Source organism: Streptococcus sp. KHUD_015, assembly GCF_051106265.1.
In the GTDB taxonomy this organism is placed as follows: domain Bacteria; phylum Bacillota; class Bacilli; order Lactobacillales; family Streptococcaceae; genus Streptococcus.
In genome coordinates this window covers 2,048,351-2,063,877 of record NZ_CP193665.1, presented here as the reverse complement: position 1 = coordinate 2,063,877, position 15,527 = coordinate 2,048,351, and the positions used below count along the sequence as shown (strand labels likewise).

The 15,527-nt window shown below is 42.1% G+C and carries 15 protein-coding genes; 10 read left to right on the top strand and 5 right to left on the bottom strand.

What is annotated here, in order from left to right:
• The first annotated feature begins 14 nt into the window (after positions 1–14).
• The 3 genes from ACORHU_RS09880 to ACORHU_RS09870 all read left to right on the top strand — a co-directional run bounded on the left by ACORHU_RS09880 (position 15) and on the right by ACORHU_RS09870 (position 2,663).
• On the top strand, positions 15–1,211 hold the full coding sequence (locus ACORHU_RS09880; protein WP_414339022.1) for a choline-binding protein C: 1,197 nt from the start codon (positions 15–17) through the stop codon (positions 1,209–1,211).
• 190 nt (positions 1,212–1,401) lie between these two features.
• Complete coding sequence (locus ACORHU_RS09875; protein ID WP_414339024.1) at positions 1,402–2,256, top strand: VOC family protein; 855 nt, start codon at positions 1,402–1,404, stop codon at positions 2,254–2,256.
• 149 nt (positions 2,257–2,405) lie between these two features.
• Positions 2,406–2,663: a metal-sensitive transcriptional regulator gene (locus ACORHU_RS09870; protein ID WP_000185159.1), complete on the top strand. Its 258-nt coding sequence runs from the start codon at positions 2,406–2,408 to the stop codon at positions 2,661–2,663.
• A gap of 189 nt (positions 2,664–2,852) precedes the next feature.
• On the opposite strand, the gene ACORHU_RS09865 is transcribed toward ACORHU_RS09870, so the two are convergent.
• The 3 genes from ACORHU_RS09865 to ACORHU_RS09855 are packed head-to-tail and all read right to left on the bottom strand — an operon-like array spanning position 2,853 to position 5,120.
• Positions 2,853–3,149 (bottom strand): rhodanese-like domain-containing protein, encoded by a 297-nt coding sequence (locus ACORHU_RS09865; protein WP_261055548.1) that lies wholly within the window; start codon positions 3,147–3,149, stop codon positions 2,853–2,855.
• Entirely contained in the window at positions 3,139–4,794 is a 1,656-nt protein-coding gene (locus ACORHU_RS09860) for an FAD-dependent oxidoreductase (protein WP_261055547.1), read from the bottom strand. The genes ACORHU_RS09865 and ACORHU_RS09860 overlap by 11 nt, the downstream gene beginning before the upstream one ends.
• Positions 4,795–4,814: 20 nt before the next feature.
• Positions 4,815–5,120, bottom strand: a complete 306-nt coding sequence (locus ACORHU_RS09855; RefSeq protein ID WP_000468856.1) for a rhodanese-like domain-containing protein — start codon at positions 5,118–5,120, stop codon at positions 4,815–4,817.
• Between the two features lie 175 nt (positions 5,121–5,295).
• Here ACORHU_RS09855 and ACORHU_RS09850 point away from each other — a divergent pair, with 175 nt between their 5' ends.
• The 7 genes from ACORHU_RS09850 (at position 5,296) to rpsD (ending at position 13,217) form a co-directional block, all read left to right on the top strand.
• On the top strand, positions 5,296–6,060 hold the full coding sequence (locus ACORHU_RS09850) for a nucleoside phosphorylase (RefSeq protein WP_061759702.1): 765 nt from the start codon (positions 5,296–5,298) through the stop codon (positions 6,058–6,060).
• 33 nt (positions 6,061–6,093) lie between these two features.
• Entirely contained in the window at positions 6,094–7,473 is a 1,380-nt protein-coding gene (locus tag ACORHU_RS09845) for a TrkH family potassium uptake protein (RefSeq protein ID WP_434364480.1), read from the top strand.
• 13 nt (positions 7,474–7,486) lie between these two features.
• Complete coding sequence (locus ACORHU_RS09840; protein WP_434364479.1) at positions 7,487–8,152, top strand: potassium channel family protein; 666 nt, start codon at positions 7,487–7,489, stop codon at positions 8,150–8,152.
• Positions 8,153–8,275: 123 nt separating this feature from the next.
• Entirely contained in the window at positions 8,276–10,540 is a 2,265-nt protein-coding gene (locus tag ACORHU_RS09835; protein ID WP_434364478.1) for an SSURE domain-containing protein, read from the top strand.
• A gap of 123 nt (positions 10,541–10,663) precedes the next feature.
• Complete coding sequence (locus ACORHU_RS09830) at positions 10,664–11,359, top strand: response regulator transcription factor (RefSeq protein WP_000520651.1); 696 nt, start codon at positions 10,664–10,666, stop codon at positions 11,357–11,359.
• Positions 11,359–12,411 (top strand): HAMP domain-containing sensor histidine kinase, encoded by a 1,053-nt coding sequence (locus ACORHU_RS09825; protein ID WP_434364477.1) that lies wholly within the window; start codon positions 11,359–11,361, stop codon positions 12,409–12,411. Before ACORHU_RS09830 ends, ACORHU_RS09825 begins: the two co-directional genes overlap by 1 nt.
• Positions 12,412–12,605: 194 nt before the next feature.
• Positions 12,606–13,217: a 30S ribosomal protein S4 gene (gene rpsD, locus ACORHU_RS09820; protein ID WP_000092756.1), complete on the top strand. Its 612-nt coding sequence runs from the start codon at positions 12,606–12,608 to the stop codon at positions 13,215–13,217.
• Between the two features lie 241 nt (positions 13,218–13,458).
• On the opposite strand, the gene ACORHU_RS09815 is transcribed toward rpsD, so the two are convergent.
• Complete coding sequence (locus ACORHU_RS09815) at positions 13,459–14,562, bottom strand: DUF6287 domain-containing protein (protein WP_434364476.1); 1,104 nt, start codon at positions 14,560–14,562, stop codon at positions 13,459–13,461.
• Positions 14,563–14,568: 6 nt separating this feature from the next.
• Positions 14,569–15,522 (bottom strand): hypothetical protein, encoded by a 954-nt coding sequence (locus tag ACORHU_RS09810; protein ID WP_434364475.1) that lies wholly within the window; start codon positions 15,520–15,522, stop codon positions 14,569–14,571.
• Positions 15,523–15,527 lie beyond the last annotated feature (5 nt).

The following is a 15,527-nucleotide window of genomic DNA, read 5'->3' as shown; positions in this document are numbered from 1 at the left end:
AAAAGGAGAAAAAAATGAAGAAAATTGTATTTGCTAGCGCCTTGGCTTTGACCTTGGCAGGAGCAGTTTTGACAAATGATGTTTTTGCTAATGACAGATTGGTGGCAACACAATCTGCTGATGGTAGAAATGAAAATGTTTTGAGTTCAGAAGTGTTAAATCCTTCTAGTGGCAACGTTTTAGTTGGAATTAAGGGAGAATTTTTAACCCCAGATAAACAAGCTATTTTGGATGCGATTAATAAGATTCGTAAGGAAGCAGCTGATGAAGGTTTGGTAGATAAGTATATCCCTATCAAATGGTCTACTGATCTTGAGAAAACTGCATTTGTACGCGCTGCTGAGGTGTCAGTAACTCTGAAACCTGAGCGTCTTTCTACGAAAGAAATCTGGACTGCTTTTCCATCTAGTAATAGTATAAGAGGAGAAGCTTTAGATGTGAACTATGAAGGTTTTCTAAAAGCAATTGAAAACTGGCATGCTGAGAAGGCGAATTATGTAGCGAAAAAGAAGGGTGGAACATCTAAAGAATTTACAGGTTATTATGAGGTTCTGATCAATTCTAAATTTACCTATGTGGGGCTCGCGGCCTTTAGAAATGCAGCTAGTTCTCAGAAAGTAGCAACGATTTCTCTAGCTTTAGGTGATGATGCTTCTTCAGAGGAATTGGCTGGTGGATATGGTTCTGCTATTCAGTATACAGAAGTGACTGCATCAAACCTTTCAACAGTTAAAAGTAAAGCTACGGTTGTAGAAAAACCGCTGAAAGATTTTAGAACATCTACATCTAGTCAGTCTGGTTGGGTGAAGTCTAATGGAAAATGGTATTTTTATGAGTCTGGTGATGTGAAGACAGGCTGGGTGAAAACAGGTGGTAAATGGTACTACTTGAATGATTTAGGTGTCATGCAGACTGGATTTGTAGAAGTTGATGGAGCATGGTATTTCCTTGATAGTTCTGGCGCGATGTTTACAGGCTGGGGAACAGATGGTAGCAGATGGTTCTATTTTGATGGTTCAGGAGCTATGAAGACAGGCTGGTACAAGGAAAATGGTACTTGGTATTATCTGGATCAATCAGGTGTCATGAAGACAGGTTGGTTTAAGGTAGGCAAGTACTGGTACTATGCATATGGTTCAGGAGCTTTGGCAGTCAGCACAACGACACCAGATGGTTACCGTGTAAATGGTAATGGTGAATGGGTAAACTAGGCTGAAAATAGCAAGTCATAGGTACAGTATTCATCTTACCTAGAAAAAGAATGAATGATAAGAAAGAGGTTGATGACGAACATTGACCTCTTTTGGTTGGAATAGCGGCCTCAAGTTGTCTGGCTTGACTTTCTTGATAGAAGTTATATAATAATTGTAACAATTATAATTACAACAAAGAAGACATCCTATGACCTATGAATACAAGAGCCATATTTATTTGGCAGAGGCAGTTTTAAATGTAAAGGATTTGGCGAGTCAAACAGCCTTTTATCAGCAAATCATTGGTTTAGAAATCTTATCTCAAATTGAGACAGAGGTCATTCTAGGTCTTGGTGGAAAAGCCTTGGTTCAGCTGATTCAAACACAAGAGAGCGGAGAAGTAAGGGAACATTATGGCCTTTACCATCTGGCTATTCTCTTGCCCACACGCAAGGCTTTGGCTGATGTCTTGAAACATCTGACAGATTTACAGATTCCTCTTGTCGGAGGTGCAGACCACGGTTACAGTGAGGCCCTTTACTTGGAAGATTTGGAGGGGAATGGCATTGAACTCTATCGAGATAAACCCGTTTCCACATGGGATATTCGAGAAGATGGGCGTATTATAGGGGTCACTGAGGCCCTTGCAGCTCAGGACATCTATGAGTTGGGAGAAAGAGTAGAGCCCTTTATCCTAGCAGAAGATACGAGAATGGGGCATATTCATCTTTCCGTCAAGGATAGTCGAAAGTCTAGTCAGTTTTATCAAAAGGTGTTAGGACTAGAGGATAAATTCAGTGTGCCTAGCGCTAGTTGGATTTCAGCTGGAGACTACCATCATCACTTAGCAGTCAACGAATGGGGTGGGAAAGGTCTGGCTCCGCGTAAACAAGGCCTGCCAGGCTTGGCCTACTATGTCATTGAAGTCGCACATAAAGAAGAACTGTTAACGATCGAGCAGCGAGTACAAGAAGTTGATGCACCAATCAAGTGGTTGACATCTAGCCAGTTGGAAATCACATACTCAGACGGAATTGTGATTCGTGTTCGCTTAGATAGATAAAACTAGGAATTTCTATCAAGTTATCAGCATGGCTAGTTTACCTTTTGAAAAGTCTGTGGTAACAGAACTGCGTGAGACGGATGGTCGAGAATTTTGACAAAGAAGCTGATTAGAGATATAATGAAGAAAAATCGAGCAAGGAAAAAGAGATGACAAATTCAAAGTATATCACTCGTCTGAAACGTTCAGAGGGCCAGTTGCGTGGAATTCAGAAGATGATTGAAGAGGATCGTGACTGTGCTGATATTGTGACGCAACTGACAGCCGTGAAATCTAGTGTAGAGCGCGTGATTGAGATGATCATTACCGAAAACCTTACTGAATGTATCAATCAGCCGCTAGATGATCCTGAAGCCCAAAAGGAACGCCTAGAAAAGGCTATCCGATACTTGATTAAACGGAAATAAATGGATGAGAGTTGCAAAGATCTTCGCTATTAGAATAGTTTAATGTGAATCAAGAGAGGCTGAAAAAGTCTTTAAAATTAAAAAAATGCATACTATCAGGTGTTGAAAAGCCTTGATAGTATGCATTTTATTGTAGGGAGATTTACTTCACTTTCTCCTGAAATTGAGTTTTTGCCCAGCTCCTCTTGATTATTCTACTTGATCGGGCCAAGCATTCATGCCACCTTCTACATTGGTAACGGTGAGGCCTTGGGAGCTGAGAAATTGGCAGGCAGAGGCAGAACGCACTCCACCTTGACAGATGACATGGTATTCATGGTCAGGTTTGAGTTCTTTGTATCCTTGTTCCAAGGTACTTAACGGAAGATTTTTGGCACCTGGTGCATGTCCTGCTTGGAATTCATGTACTTCACGGACATCGATAAGTTCTAGATTTTCATTTTGATATTTTTCATAAAAGTCAGCCATGCTGATATTAGTTTCCATATTCTACTCCTTCTGGCTTAGCCATTTTGTATAGTGAATAAGCGCCGTCAAGGTTTTGGACGGTAAATCCTGCTTGTTTGAGGATACGCTCTGCGATATAGCTGCGCAAACCACTGTGGCAGCTAACGATATAGGCTTGGTTCTTGTCCAGTTCGTCCAAGCGCTCCCGTAGTTCGTTTAGGGGGATGTGGATGGTATCGACTTTGAGTCGACCACTTTGGAATTCGCAACTTGTCCGTACATCTAGGAATTTCTTTCCCTTAGCTAGTTCATCTTCTAGCTGGTACCATTGAATATTGTCGCTGAGACCTTCGATAAGGTTCAAGGCTGCGTAGCCCAGCATATTGACGGGATCCTTGGCCGAGCCAAATGGTGGCGCATAGGTGAACTCCAATTCTGGTAAGTCAAAGACGGTGAGATTTCCCTTGATAGCAGTTGCCAGGATATCGATTCGCTTGTCAACGCCTTTCTTCCCGACTCCTTGGGCACCGTAGATTTTTCCAGTGGTTGGGTCAAAGAGAAGCTTCAAGATCATATCAGTAGCGCCTGGATAATAACCAGCGTGGTCTTTCCCACTGACATGAAGGGCCTTGTAAGGAAGTTGATTCATGCTAAGGATACGCTCGCTGAGACCAGTCGAAGCAGCTGTCATATCAAAGGCACGAACGATAGCAGTGCCGATACTGCCCTTGTTTGTACGACCGAGTCCTGCGATGACGTCTGCCACTTGGCGTCCCTGACGATTGGCAGGAGAAGCGAGAGAGATGAGAGCATCTTGGCCTGTAATCTCTTGCTTGACGACGATGGCATCCCCAACTGCAAAAATATCTTTTTGACTGGTTTCATAATGTTCATCGACCAGGATTCCACCACGAAGTCCCAGTTCAATCCCCCCAACTTTGGCCAGTCCGTTTTCAGGTTCAACACCGACAGAAAGAATGGTGAGGTCAGAAGCAATCTTTTGACCATTTTCTAGAACGATGATATTTCCTTGGTCTTCAAATCGAACCGCAGACTGAGAAGTGATGACGCGAACGCTATTTTTGACCAATTCTGCTTGGACAAAGGCTGCCATTTCCTGATCTAATGGCGGCAAGACATGGGGTGCTTTCTCCACGATAGTAACTTGCAATCCACGTTTCGCTAGGTTTTCAGCCATTTCAAGTCCGATAAAGCCTGCACCGATAACGACAGCTTCTTTTGGATGATTGTCCAAGGCTGCCATAATTTCATCGAGATCGGGAACGTTGCGGAGCGTGTAGGCATTCTTAGCTTCTGCCAAGCCTTCAATGGTAGGAACAAATGGTTTAGCTCCTGGGGAGAGGATCAGCTTGTCGTAGCTTTCTATGAATTCCTGTCCATCGTGTCGCACCGTCACAGTGTGTTCTGCTGGGGAAATACTGATGACCTCGTGAAATGGTCGCACGTCCAGATTAAAGCGTGCCTTGAGACTTTCAGGAGTTTGGACCAATAAACTATCACGGTTTGCAATTTCTCCTGAAACATAGTAAGGAAGCCCGCAGTTTGCAAAGGAAACAAAGGGACCTTTCTCAAAAATAGTGATTTCAGCGTCTTCCATGAGACGTCTGAGACGGGTTGCTGCTGACATTCCGCCTGCAACTCCCCCGACAATGATAATTTTCATTGATTTTCTCCTTTATGCTTCTAGATGACTTTTCCTGTCCAAGCACTCATACCGCCTCGGACATTGATGACATCATAGCCTTTTTTCTTTAGCTTTTTAGCGGCCATCTTACTACGCACACCAGAATGACAAATGACATAAAGTGTTTCTTTTGTTGTTGGTGTGTAGGAACCAATTTCGGTCAGAGGAACATTTTTGGCATTTTTGATATGACCTCTACGAAATTCCATCGGCGTCCGAACATCCAGTAGCTGAATTGGTTCCTTGAGTTTAGCTTCTAACTCGCTGGTAGAAATACTGTCAATTTTTGTAAATAAGTGAAACATAGGCATCTCCAAATATACCCTTATGGGGTATATTAAACCATGAAGTCAAGCTTTTGTCAAGCAAGTTGTTTTGACTTGGTGGCGATTGTATTGTTTTTCTCCTCGGTTCCTCAGCTTCCTCCTTGACACTGTGTCATCTTTTGATACAATAGTACAAAATTAGAGGAGGTGAGTTATGATTCAGAAACATGCGATTCCTATTTTAGAGTTTGATGACAATCCTCGGGCGGTGATTATGCCCAATCACGAGGGGATGGATTTACAATTACCAAAGAAGTGTGTCTATGCTTTTTTAGGTGAGGAGATTGACCGCTATGCGAGGGAAGTAGGGGCGAACTGTGTCGGCGAATTCGTTTCTGCTACCAAGATCTATCCAGTCTATGTCGTGAACTACAAGGGCGAGGAGATCTGTCTGGCTCAGGCTCCTGTCGGTTCAGCCCCAGCAGCCCAGTTTATGGATTGGTTGATTGGCTATGGTGTGGAGCAGATTATCTCTACTGGTACCTGTGGAGTCTTAGCTGATATAGAGGAAAATGCCTTTCTAGTCCCTGTTCGCGCTCTGCGAGATGAAGGAGCTAGTTATCACTATGTGGCGCCTTCTCGTTATATGGAAATTCAGGCAGAGGCTATTGCTGCTATTGAGCGAGTTTTGGAGGCCAGAGGGATTCCCTATGAAGAAGTCATGACCTGGACGACAGATGGTTTTTACCGAGAAACGGCTGAAAAGGTGGCTTATCGTAAGGAAGAGGGCTGTGCTGTTGTGGAGATGGAGTGTTCTGCACTTGCGGCAGTAGCGCAATTGCGTGGGGTTCTCTGGGGAGAGTTGTTGTTTACAGCTGATTCCTTAGCTGATTTGGACCAGTACGACAGTCGTGACTGGGGTTCAGAAGCTTTCGAGAAGGCCTTGGAACTCTGCCTTGAGATAGCCTTTCAGATATAGCTACTCTCCTACTTTTTATGGTACAATGGATGTATGTTATTCAAATTATTTGTGAAAAAAATTGAAAGAGCCTTGGGTGGACTTTCGCCAGCTCGTCGGATTTTTCTGAGTTTCGCTGGAGTTATTTTGATAGGCTCCCTTCTTTTGAGTTTGCCTTTTGTCCAGGCGAGTGGTTCGCAGGCCACTTATTTTGACCATCTTTTTACGACGGTGTCCATGGTCTGTGTGACAGGTCTTTTTACCCAGCCTGTTGCTGACACCTACAATATTTGGGGTCAGCTCATTTGTATGCTCTTGATACAGATTGGTGGTCTGGGGCTCATGACCTTTATCGGGGTCTTTTATATTCAGGGAAAGCAAAAGCTCAGTCTTCGCAGTCGTGAAACCATTCAGGAGAGCTTCAGTTACGGGGAGACTCGGTCGTTGAGGGCTTTTATACGATCTATCTTTTTGACGACTTTTCTGGTGGAGGGCTTGGGTGCCTTTCTGCTAAGTTTCCGTTTTATTCCTGAGTTTGGCTGGGGACGGGGCATTTTCACCTCTATCTTCTTAGCCATTTCAGCCTTTTGTAATGCTGGCTTTGATAATTTCGGCAGTAGCAGTTTAGTGGCTTTTCAGACAGATCCCTTGGTCAATCTGGTCATTGCTGGCTTGATTATCACAGGTGGTCTTGGCTTTATGGTTTGGTTTGACTTGGCAACCCAGTTTGACAAGAAGAAAAAACGCCGTCTGCGTTTCCACACCAAACTAGTCCTCTTCTTGACTGCTGGGATCTTGCTGTTTGGGACGGTATCCACACTCTTTACCGAGTGGCACAATCCAGGAACCATTGGCAATCTCAGTGTTCCAGAGAAAGTGCTGGTTAGCTTTTTTCAAACCGTTAGCATGAGAACGGCTGGCTTTGCCTCTATTGACTACACCCAAGCTCGGCCTGTGACCTTGTTTATCTATATCCTACAGATGTTTCTGGGTGGGGCGCCTGGCGGGACGGCTGGTGGGCTCAAGATTACGACTTTCTTTGTCTTATTGGTCTTTGCGCGTAGTGAATTGCTGGGCTTGCCTCATGCCAATGTTGCGCAGAGAACCATTGAGGCTCGAACAGTCCAAAAATCCTTTAGTGTCTTTATTATTTTTTTGATGACCTTCTTGTTGGGCTTGATGTTGTTGGGAATTACAGCAGAAGGAACACCGCGATTTATTTACCTCATGTTTGAGACCATTTCAGCTCTTGCGACAGTTGGGGTAACGGCAAATCTGACACCAGAATTAGGCAAGCTAGCTCTTAGCATTGTCATGGTGCTCATGTTTATCGGCCGTATCGGTCCCTTGACCTTGCTGGTTAGTCTAGCGGATTACCAGCCTGATAAGAAAGATTTGATTCAGTATATGAAAGCAGATATTAGTATTGGATAAGAAAGGAAGAACGATGTCAGATCGTACAATTGGAATTTTAGGCTTGGGGATTTTCGGGAGTAGTGTCCTGACGGCCCTAGCCAAGCAAGATATGAATATCATTGCTATTGATGACCATGCAGAGCACATCAATCAATTTGAGCCAGTTTTGGCGCGTGGAGTAGTTGGTGATATCACAGATGAGGAACTCCTCAGAACTGCAGGAATTGATACCTGTGATACGGTTGTAGTGGCAACAGGGGAAAATCTAGAGTCGAGTGTGCTTGCAGTTATGCATTGTAAGAGTTTAGGGGTACCAAGGGTTATTGTCAAGGTCAAAAGCCAGACAGCCAAGAAGGTACTGGAAAAAATCGGTGCCGACTCGGTGATCTCGCCTGAGTATGAAATGGGGCAGTCCCTAGCGCAGACCATTCTCTTTCATAACAATGTTGATGTCTTTCAGCTGGATAAAAATGTGTCTATCGTGGAGATGAAGATTCCGAGTGTTTGGGCAGGTCAAAGCCTGAGCCAGCTAGATTTACGTGGCAAATATAACCTCAATGTCCTAGGATTTCGTGAACAGGAAAATTCACCGCTGGATGTCCAGTTTGGACCTAATGACCTCTTGAAGGCAGATGCCTATATCTTGGCGGTCATTAACAACCAGTATCTAGATGACTTAGTAGAATTAAATTCGTAAAAAATTAATATAAGTATTTTATAAGAGGGATTTAAGAAAAATTTTAACTTTTTCTTAATCCTTTTTAATTTTAGGAGATTATACTAGAGTCATCAAATAAAGAAAAACTCTAAGGAGAATCCTATGAAATTCAATCCAAATCAAAGATATACTCGTTGGTCTATTCGCCGTCTTAGTGTCGGTGTTGCCTCAGTTGTTGTGGCTAGTGGCTTCTTTGTCCTAGTTGGTCAACCAAGTTCTGCACGTGCCGATGTGGTCAATCCAACCCCTGCTCAAGTAGTGCCAGACGCAGATTCGGTGAGTGAAAAGGGCGACTTACCAGTAGAAGTTCTCAAAGAAGCAGTCGATACAGCTCTTCCTTCAGAACAGGCAGATTCAACACCTAAAGCGAGCCTGGATACTACAAGCTCTCCAGAAAAAGTGAATGTAGCTGATAAAGACCAAGTGGTAGCGCCAAAAGAAGAAGTGCAGTCAAAACCAGAATCTAAGAAAGAAACAGAAGATGCACTTAAACCTGTGACAAATCCTGCGCCTACAGTTTCTGGACAAGACCGTAAAGCAAATGAAGCGCAACCAGCAACCACCCCAGCTGAAGTGCAAAAAGGTGTGGCCGACAATACTAAAGACACAGTTGATGTTCCAGCTACATACTTGGACAAGGCTAACTTCCCAGGCCCATTCACAGCTGGTGTCAACCAAGTCATCCCGTACGAGTTCTTCGCTGGTGACGGTATGTTGACTCGCCTTATCTTGAAAGCTTCAGACAAGGCCCCATGGTCAGATAATGGTTCAGCCAAAAATCCAGCTCTTCCACCAGTAGAAAAATTAGGCAAAGGTCTTTACTTCTACGAAGTAGATTTGGCAGGCACTCAAGGCAAATCAGACAAAGAGCTACTTGACCTCTTGAAACAAAACGGCACTCAAAGCTATAAAGCCACTATCAAGGTGTACGGTGCCAAAGACGGCAAGGCCGATTTGACTAACCTCGTAGCGACTAAGGATTTGAATGTCAACTTGAATGGCTTGACAACCCCAGCTGAAGTGCAAAAAGGTGTTGCTGACAATACTAAAGACACAGTAGACGTTCCAGCTACTTACTTGGATAAAGCCAACTTCCCAGGCCCATTTACAGCCGGTGTCAACCAAGTTATTCCATACGAATTTTTCGCTGGTGATGGTATGTTGACCCGCCTTATCTTGAAAGCCTCAGACAAGGCTCCATGGTCAGACAATGGTTCAGCTAAAAATCCTGCTCTCCCACCAGTAGAAAAATTAGGCAAAGGCCTTTACTTCTATGAAGTAGACTTGGCAGGTACTCAAGGTAAATCTGATAAAGAGCTTCTAGACCTCTTGAAACAAAACGGTACGCAAAGTTATAAAGCAACAATTAAGGTGTACGGTGCTAAAGACGGCAAGGCCGATTTGAGCAACCTCATAGCGACAAAAGATTTGAATGTCAATTTGAATGGCTTGACCACTCCAGCTGAAGTCCAAAAAGGCGTGGCTGACAACACCAAAGACACAGTAGACGTTCCAGCCACTTACTTGGATAAAGCCAACTTCCCAGGTCCATTCACAGCCGGTGTCAACCAAGTCATTCCATACGAATTCTTCGCAGGTGATGGTATGTTGACTCGTCTTATCTTGAAAGCCTCAGACAAGGCTCCATGGTCAGACAACGGTTCAGCTAAAAACCCCGCTCTTCCACCAGTAGAAAAATTGGGCAAAGGTCTCTATTTCTATGAAGTAGATTTGGCAGGCACCCAAGGTAAATCTGATAAAGACCTTCTTGACCTCTTGAAACAAAACGGCACTCAAAGCTATAAAGCAACCATCAAAGTGTACGGCGCAAAAGACGGCAAGGCAGACTTGAGCAATTTTGTAGCGACTAAGGATTTGACAGTAAACTTGAATGGATATCAGTCTCTTACTCAGATGCAATCAGGCTTCGTCCCATCTTCTAATGGTTCAGCTATGCCGGCTCCAATGATGAATGGTCATCAAGATGCATCTAATATGAAAGCTCAAATGCCTAGTGCCAAGCAAGATGAGATGAAATCTAAAATGCTAGCTGCTAGTCAGGATAAGATGATGCCTAACAAAGAGCAGGAAAAAACCATGAATGCTAGCCAGCCTATGGCAACACCAAGCATGAAACAAGATCAAGCTCCAGCAACCTCAAGCAAAATGTCTGATGAAGGCAAGATGGTATCTAATAACAAGGTATCAAGTCCGATGATGGCTGCTCAAATGAAAAACCAAAAAGACATGCTTCCATATACTGGTGAAGCCCAAACATCAATGGCTACTATTGGATTCTTTGGATTAGCTTTGGCCGGACTTCTAGGTGGACTCGGTTTGAAAGCTAAAAAAGAGGAAAATGACTAGTCTAGCTACAGACTTTCTATCTAGGATTTGAAAAATCCAGATATCGTTTAGAATGTTCGTAAAGAGATAAAAATAGTGTTATACTATTGTGGTATAGCACTGTTTTTTTCAAAGGAGAGACAGATGGGAAAGACAATTTTACTCGTTGACGACGAGGTAGAAATCACAGATATTCATCAACGTTATCTGGTTCAGGCGGGATATCAGGTTTTGGTTGCCCATGATGGAGTAGAGGCCTTAGAAATCTTCAAGCGAAAACCAATTGATTTGATTATTACAGATATCATGATGCCTCGGATGGATGGTTATGATTTGATTAGCGAAGTCCAGTATCAATCTCCGGATCAGCCTTTTCTCTTTATCACGGCTAAGACTAGCGAGCAGGACAAGATTTATGGCCTGAGCTTAGGGGCAGATGACTTTATTGCCAAGCCCTTTAGCCCTCGTGAACTGGTTTTGCGTGTCCACAATATCTTGCGTCGCCTTCATCGTGGAGGTGAGACAGAAGTCGTCAGTCTCGGGGATTTACGGATGAATCACGGTAGTCATGAGGTCCAAGTCGGAGATGTGGCGCTTGATTTGACAGTCAAATCCTTCGAACTTCTATGGCTTCTAGCCAGCAATCCAGAGCGCGTTTTTTCTAAGACAGACCTCTATGAAAAGGTCTGGCAGGAAGACTATGTAGATGATACCAATACCTTGAATGTTCATATTCATGCTCTTCGACAGGAGTTGGCTAAACATGCTAGTTCAGAAACACCCACCATCAAAACCGTCTGGGGCTTGGGCTACAAAATTGAGAAAGCACGAGGTAGTTAATGAAATTAAAAAGTTATATTTTAGTGGGGTATATCATTTCAACACTCCTAACGATTATCGTGGTTTTTTGGGCTGTTCAAAAAATGCTGATTGCGAAAAGCGAGATTTACTTTTTGCTTGGGATGACCATCGTTGCCAGTCTTGTCGGTGCTGGGATTAGTCTCTTTCTCCTGTCGCCGGTATTTACGTCGTTGGGCAAACTCAAGGAGCATGCTAAGCGAGTAGCGGACAAGGATTTTCCTTCAAATCTGGAGGTTCAAGGACCTGTAGAATTTCAGCAATTAGGCCAAGCTTTCAATGAAATGTCCCATGATTTGCAGGCGACCTTTGATTCCTTGGAAGAAAGCGAACGAGAAAAGGGCTTGATGATTGCCCAGCTATCGCATGATATCAAGACTCCCATTACTTCGATTCAAGCGACAGTAGAAGGGATTTTGGATGGGGTTATCAAGGAAGGAGAACAGGATCATTATCTAGCAACCATTGGGCGTCAAACGGAAAGGCTCAATAAACTGGTTGAAGAGTTGAATTTTTTGACTTTAAACACAGCTAGAAATCAGGTGGAAACTGCCAGCAAGGACAGCATTTTTTTGGATCAGCTCTTGATTGAGTGCATGAGTGAATTTCAGTTCTTGATTGAGCAGGAGGAGCGAGATGTCCACTTGCAGGTAATTCCAGAGTCTGCCCGGGTTGAAGGAGATTATGCCAAACTTTCTCGTATCTTGGTGAATCTGGTCAATAACGCTTTTAAATACTCAGCTCCAGGAACCAAGCTGGAAGTGGTGGCTAAGCTGGAGAAGAACCAGCTTTCAATCAGTGTAACGGATGAAGGGCAGGGCATTGCCCCAGAGGATTTGGAGAATATTTTCAAGCGCCTTTATCGTGTCGAAACTTCGCGTAATATGAAAACAGGTGGTCATGGCTTAGGGCTTGCGATTGCGCGTGAACTGGCCCATCAATTGGGTGGAGAAATTACAGTTACCAGCCAGTACGGTCTCGGAAGCACCTTTACCCTCGTTCTCAACCTCTCTGGCAATGAAAATAAAGCTTAAAACCTCTTTACAAATCCAGCTATTCATGGTAGAATGGATTTTGTGCGAAATATCAGCAGGAAAGCATGAAGCTCGTCAACAGGTGTCTTATGATAAGTAACCTTGGCTGTTTAGGCGAAGGGCATCTGCACGAATCAGGGCTTTCTAAGTGACTATTTCCACCGAAATATTATTTATATCAGGAGGACATTCATATGTCACGTTATACAGGACCATCTTGGAAACAAGCTCGTCGCCTTGGCCTTTCACTTACAGGTACAGGTAAAGAATTGGCACGTCGTAACTACGTACCAGGACAACACGGACCAAACAACCGTTCTAAATTGTCAGAATACGGTTTGCAATTGGCTGAAAAACAAAAACTTCGTTTCACTTACGGTGTAGGTGAAAAACAATTCCGTAACTTGTTCGTACAAGCTACAAAAATCAAAGGCGGAATCCTAGGTTTCAACTTCATGCTTCTTTTGGAACGTCGTTTGGATAACGTTGTTTACCGTCTTGGTCTTGCGACTACTCGTCGTCAAGCTCGTCAATTCGTAAACCACGGTCACATCCTTGTTGACGGAAAACGCGTTGATATCCCATCATACCGCGTAACTCCAGGTCAAGTGATCTCAGTTCGTGAGAAATCATTGAAAGTTCCAGCAATCCTTGAAGCAGTAGAAGCTACTCTTGGACGTCCAGCATTCGTATCATTCGACGCTGAAAAATTGGAAGGTTCATTGACTCGCTTGCCAGAACGCGACGAAATCAACCCAGAAATCAACGAAGCACTTGTCGTTGAATTCTACAACAAAATGCTTTAATTTTAAGAAATATCTTACAGAAAGCCTACAACAGTGGGCTTTTTGCTTTGTCTTAAAACGTTGATTTCTGGGTTTGTTCAGTTATAAACTTTTTAACTCTCTATATCAAAAATATGTTAGTAATGTGGAATTGTCTGAAGGAGGTTCATGTGATATAAAGGATATACAAAATCCCTGCAATGAGTAATTGCAGGGATTTTCAGGTAACTAGGAAAACTCTATAAGTATAGAGAATGTTGTTTTAGTCTATTTTGTAGTAGACAGCTTTTTCATCAGATGGATGTGTTTGAGTAATAATAATTCTAGTTTTACTTTTATCAGTTGGGTCTTCGATTGATACCATTTGATTATTTTCAAATCGTTTCATAGGTATACTTGTTCCAGGGGGATAAATTCCCATTGAAGCTCCAGCACCCTCTCCACGTAAAGATAGGTGTAAGGTGTTTTCATTTGAAAGATAAATTCCTTCAATTTTTGTTCCACTTGTTAAACCGTTATTATCAAATGTAACCCAATTTCCTTTTTCATTTCTCCAAGTACCAGCTATACTAGAGAAGTTGCCTTTTAGTATTGCCTGTGTATCAATTTCTTGTGTTGTATTTTCTGTGTGCTTTTCTTCTGTGGGAGTCGTGATAAGTGTGGCATCAGTAGCAACCCAGAATTGAAACTTTTCAGAGTCTTCCATGATTTTGACTGTGAAAGTAACGGTCGCTCCTTCTTGCCATCCCTCAATCATAGATTTCTTAATTTGTACTTGTACACCAGTCATAGGAGCATTACTAGCTTTTACCCAAATAGTATGGTATGTATTTAGAGCTTTAAAGTGTCCTACGTATGCTTCCCAAAACTTTTGACGTGTTAGTTCTGCTGTGAAGCGGTATAGTTGACCAGTCTTTAATCTACCATCATTCTCCATATCTCGAAGTTCTTCGGCTGTCGTATCTATGATAGTATCTTCATTTGAGCTAGAGCTTGTAGTAGATGTGCTGGAAGAAGAGCTGGATGATGCAGAGGAACTAGAAGTAGTAGATGAGATTTGTTGTGAAGAGTGACTATCTACGGTTTCTATATTCCTATCTGGATGTCTAAAGAATAAAAAAGTAGATCCTATAATGGTAAGAAGTAGAAGTGTAATTGAGGATATAAGAATCCAAAGCTTGTTGTTCTGTGGTAGAGGACAAACTACTACGTGATTCTGATTTTGGTAAACTTCAACAATATCATTTACTTTAGGGTGAAAAGTTAACTCATTGATAGGAACATTTAGAGTCTCGTTTGTGTGGAATCGAATGATAATATGTGTTTCTGAAACCTGAATAATTTGGTTATGTTTTTTATTTTTCATGTAGTATTAGTTCTCGTACATATAGGCAACCATGAGAGGAAGTGTTTTTGTGGATTTAAAGATCGTTTCATAACTTTGTCTTCCTTTTACTAGTCCGTACAATGTTATATGGTCATCTTCGGCTATAACTCTATTGTTGTATTCAGAAGGAATAGAAACCAAAATAATTTTATCATAGTCATCATTTATGGCTACACGCAGTGTATAGGCTTTCCCATCTTCCATAGCTTGTAAAACTTTACCATATACTCTTACTTTAGTATCTACGGCTATTTCATCATGATTCCACTTGTTATAGTCTACTTCACCATAATTTGCTTTATCATTATCTACAGTAATCTTAGGTTTTGATGGTACTGAGGATGATGAACTAGAGCTACTCTCTCTAGATGATGAAGGTGTAGTAGAGCTACTTGCCTTTAAAGAGGATGAGGAGTTAGAACTATTTTGTGATGTAGTATTTCTTGAAACTGTCGTTGGTGTCTTTTCTGTAAACTTTTCTACAAAACCAAATGCCATAAATGACAAAATCACACATACAAGAGCGATAATAAAACATTTGAAAGAAATGTCCTTATTTACTTTACTTTTTTTAATAGATGAAATTATTAGAAATGCAAGATTTAATAAGCACATTATAGTTGACTCAAGTACAACTAGGGCTATGGTTTCCTGATAACCTAGATATATTGAACAAATTACAGTGATAATAGCTATAATTATTACTAAAACTAGATTTATATGTGCGACTAATGATAGTCTTTTAGAAATACTTTTTTTCACTTTGCTAATTTTATTTTTACTATCAATCTTTATAACAATATCACCATAAACCTCGACATAATCCCCTATACTAGGTTCAAAGTCACAAGATTCAATAGGAATTTCCTTTAAACTTCCATCTTCATAACCTATATAAACTGTAGCTTCAGTTATTTTAATAATTTTTCCTTTAATCATTGTTG

What these genes read in the sequence shown, in the direction of transcription:
- ACORHU_RS09830 (WP_000520651.1), top strand. Translation starts at nt 10,664, where the DNA reads ATGGGAAAGACAATTTTACTCGTTGACGACGAGGTAGAAATCACAGAT.
- ACORHU_RS09840 (WP_434364479.1), top strand. Translation starts at nt 7,487, where the DNA reads ATGTCAGATCGTACAATTGGAATTTTAGGCTTGGGGATTTTCGGGAGT.
- ACORHU_RS09870 (WP_000185159.1), top strand. Translation starts at nt 2,406, where the DNA reads ATGACAAATTCAAAGTATATCACTCGTCTGAAACGTTCAGAGGGCCAG.
- ACORHU_RS09850 (WP_061759702.1), top strand. Translation starts at nt 5,296, where the DNA reads ATGATTCAGAAACATGCGATTCCTATTTTAGAGTTTGATGACAATCCT.
- ACORHU_RS09845 (WP_434364480.1), top strand. Translation starts at nt 6,094, where the DNA reads ATGTTATTCAAATTATTTGTGAAAAAAATTGAAAGAGCCTTGGGTGGA.
- ACORHU_RS09835 (WP_434364478.1), top strand. Translation starts at nt 8,276, where the DNA reads ATGAAATTCAATCCAAATCAAAGATATACTCGTTGGTCTATTCGCCGT.
- ACORHU_RS09875 (WP_414339024.1), top strand. Translation starts at nt 1,402, where the DNA reads ATGACCTATGAATACAAGAGCCATATTTATTTGGCAGAGGCAGTTTTA.
- ACORHU_RS09860 (WP_261055547.1), bottom strand. Translation starts at nt 4,794, where the DNA reads ATGAAAATTATCATTGTCGGGGGAGTTGCAGGCGGAATGTCAGCAGCA.
- ACORHU_RS09815 (WP_434364476.1), bottom strand. Translation starts at nt 14,562, where the DNA reads ATGAAAAATAAAAAACATAACCAAATTATTCAGGTTTCAGAAACACAT.
- rpsD (WP_000092756.1), top strand. Translation starts at nt 12,606, where the DNA reads ATGTCACGTTATACAGGACCATCTTGGAAACAAGCTCGTCGCCTTGGC.
- ACORHU_RS09825 (WP_434364477.1), top strand. Translation starts at nt 11,359, where the DNA reads ATGAAATTAAAAAGTTATATTTTAGTGGGGTATATCATTTCAACACTC.
- ACORHU_RS09810 (WP_434364475.1), bottom strand. Translation starts at nt 15,522, where the DNA reads ATGATTAAAGGAAAAATTATTAAAATAACTGAAGCTACAGTTTATATA.
- ACORHU_RS09855 (WP_000468856.1), bottom strand. Translation starts at nt 5,120, where the DNA reads ATGTTTCACTTATTTACAAAAATTGACAGTATTTCTACCAGCGAGTTA.
- ACORHU_RS09880 (WP_414339022.1), top strand. Translation starts at nt 15, where the DNA reads ATGAAGAAAATTGTATTTGCTAGCGCCTTGGCTTTGACCTTGGCAGGA.
- ACORHU_RS09865 (WP_261055548.1), bottom strand. Translation starts at nt 3,149, where the DNA reads ATGGAAACTAATATCAGCATGGCTGACTTTTATGAAAAATATCAAAAT.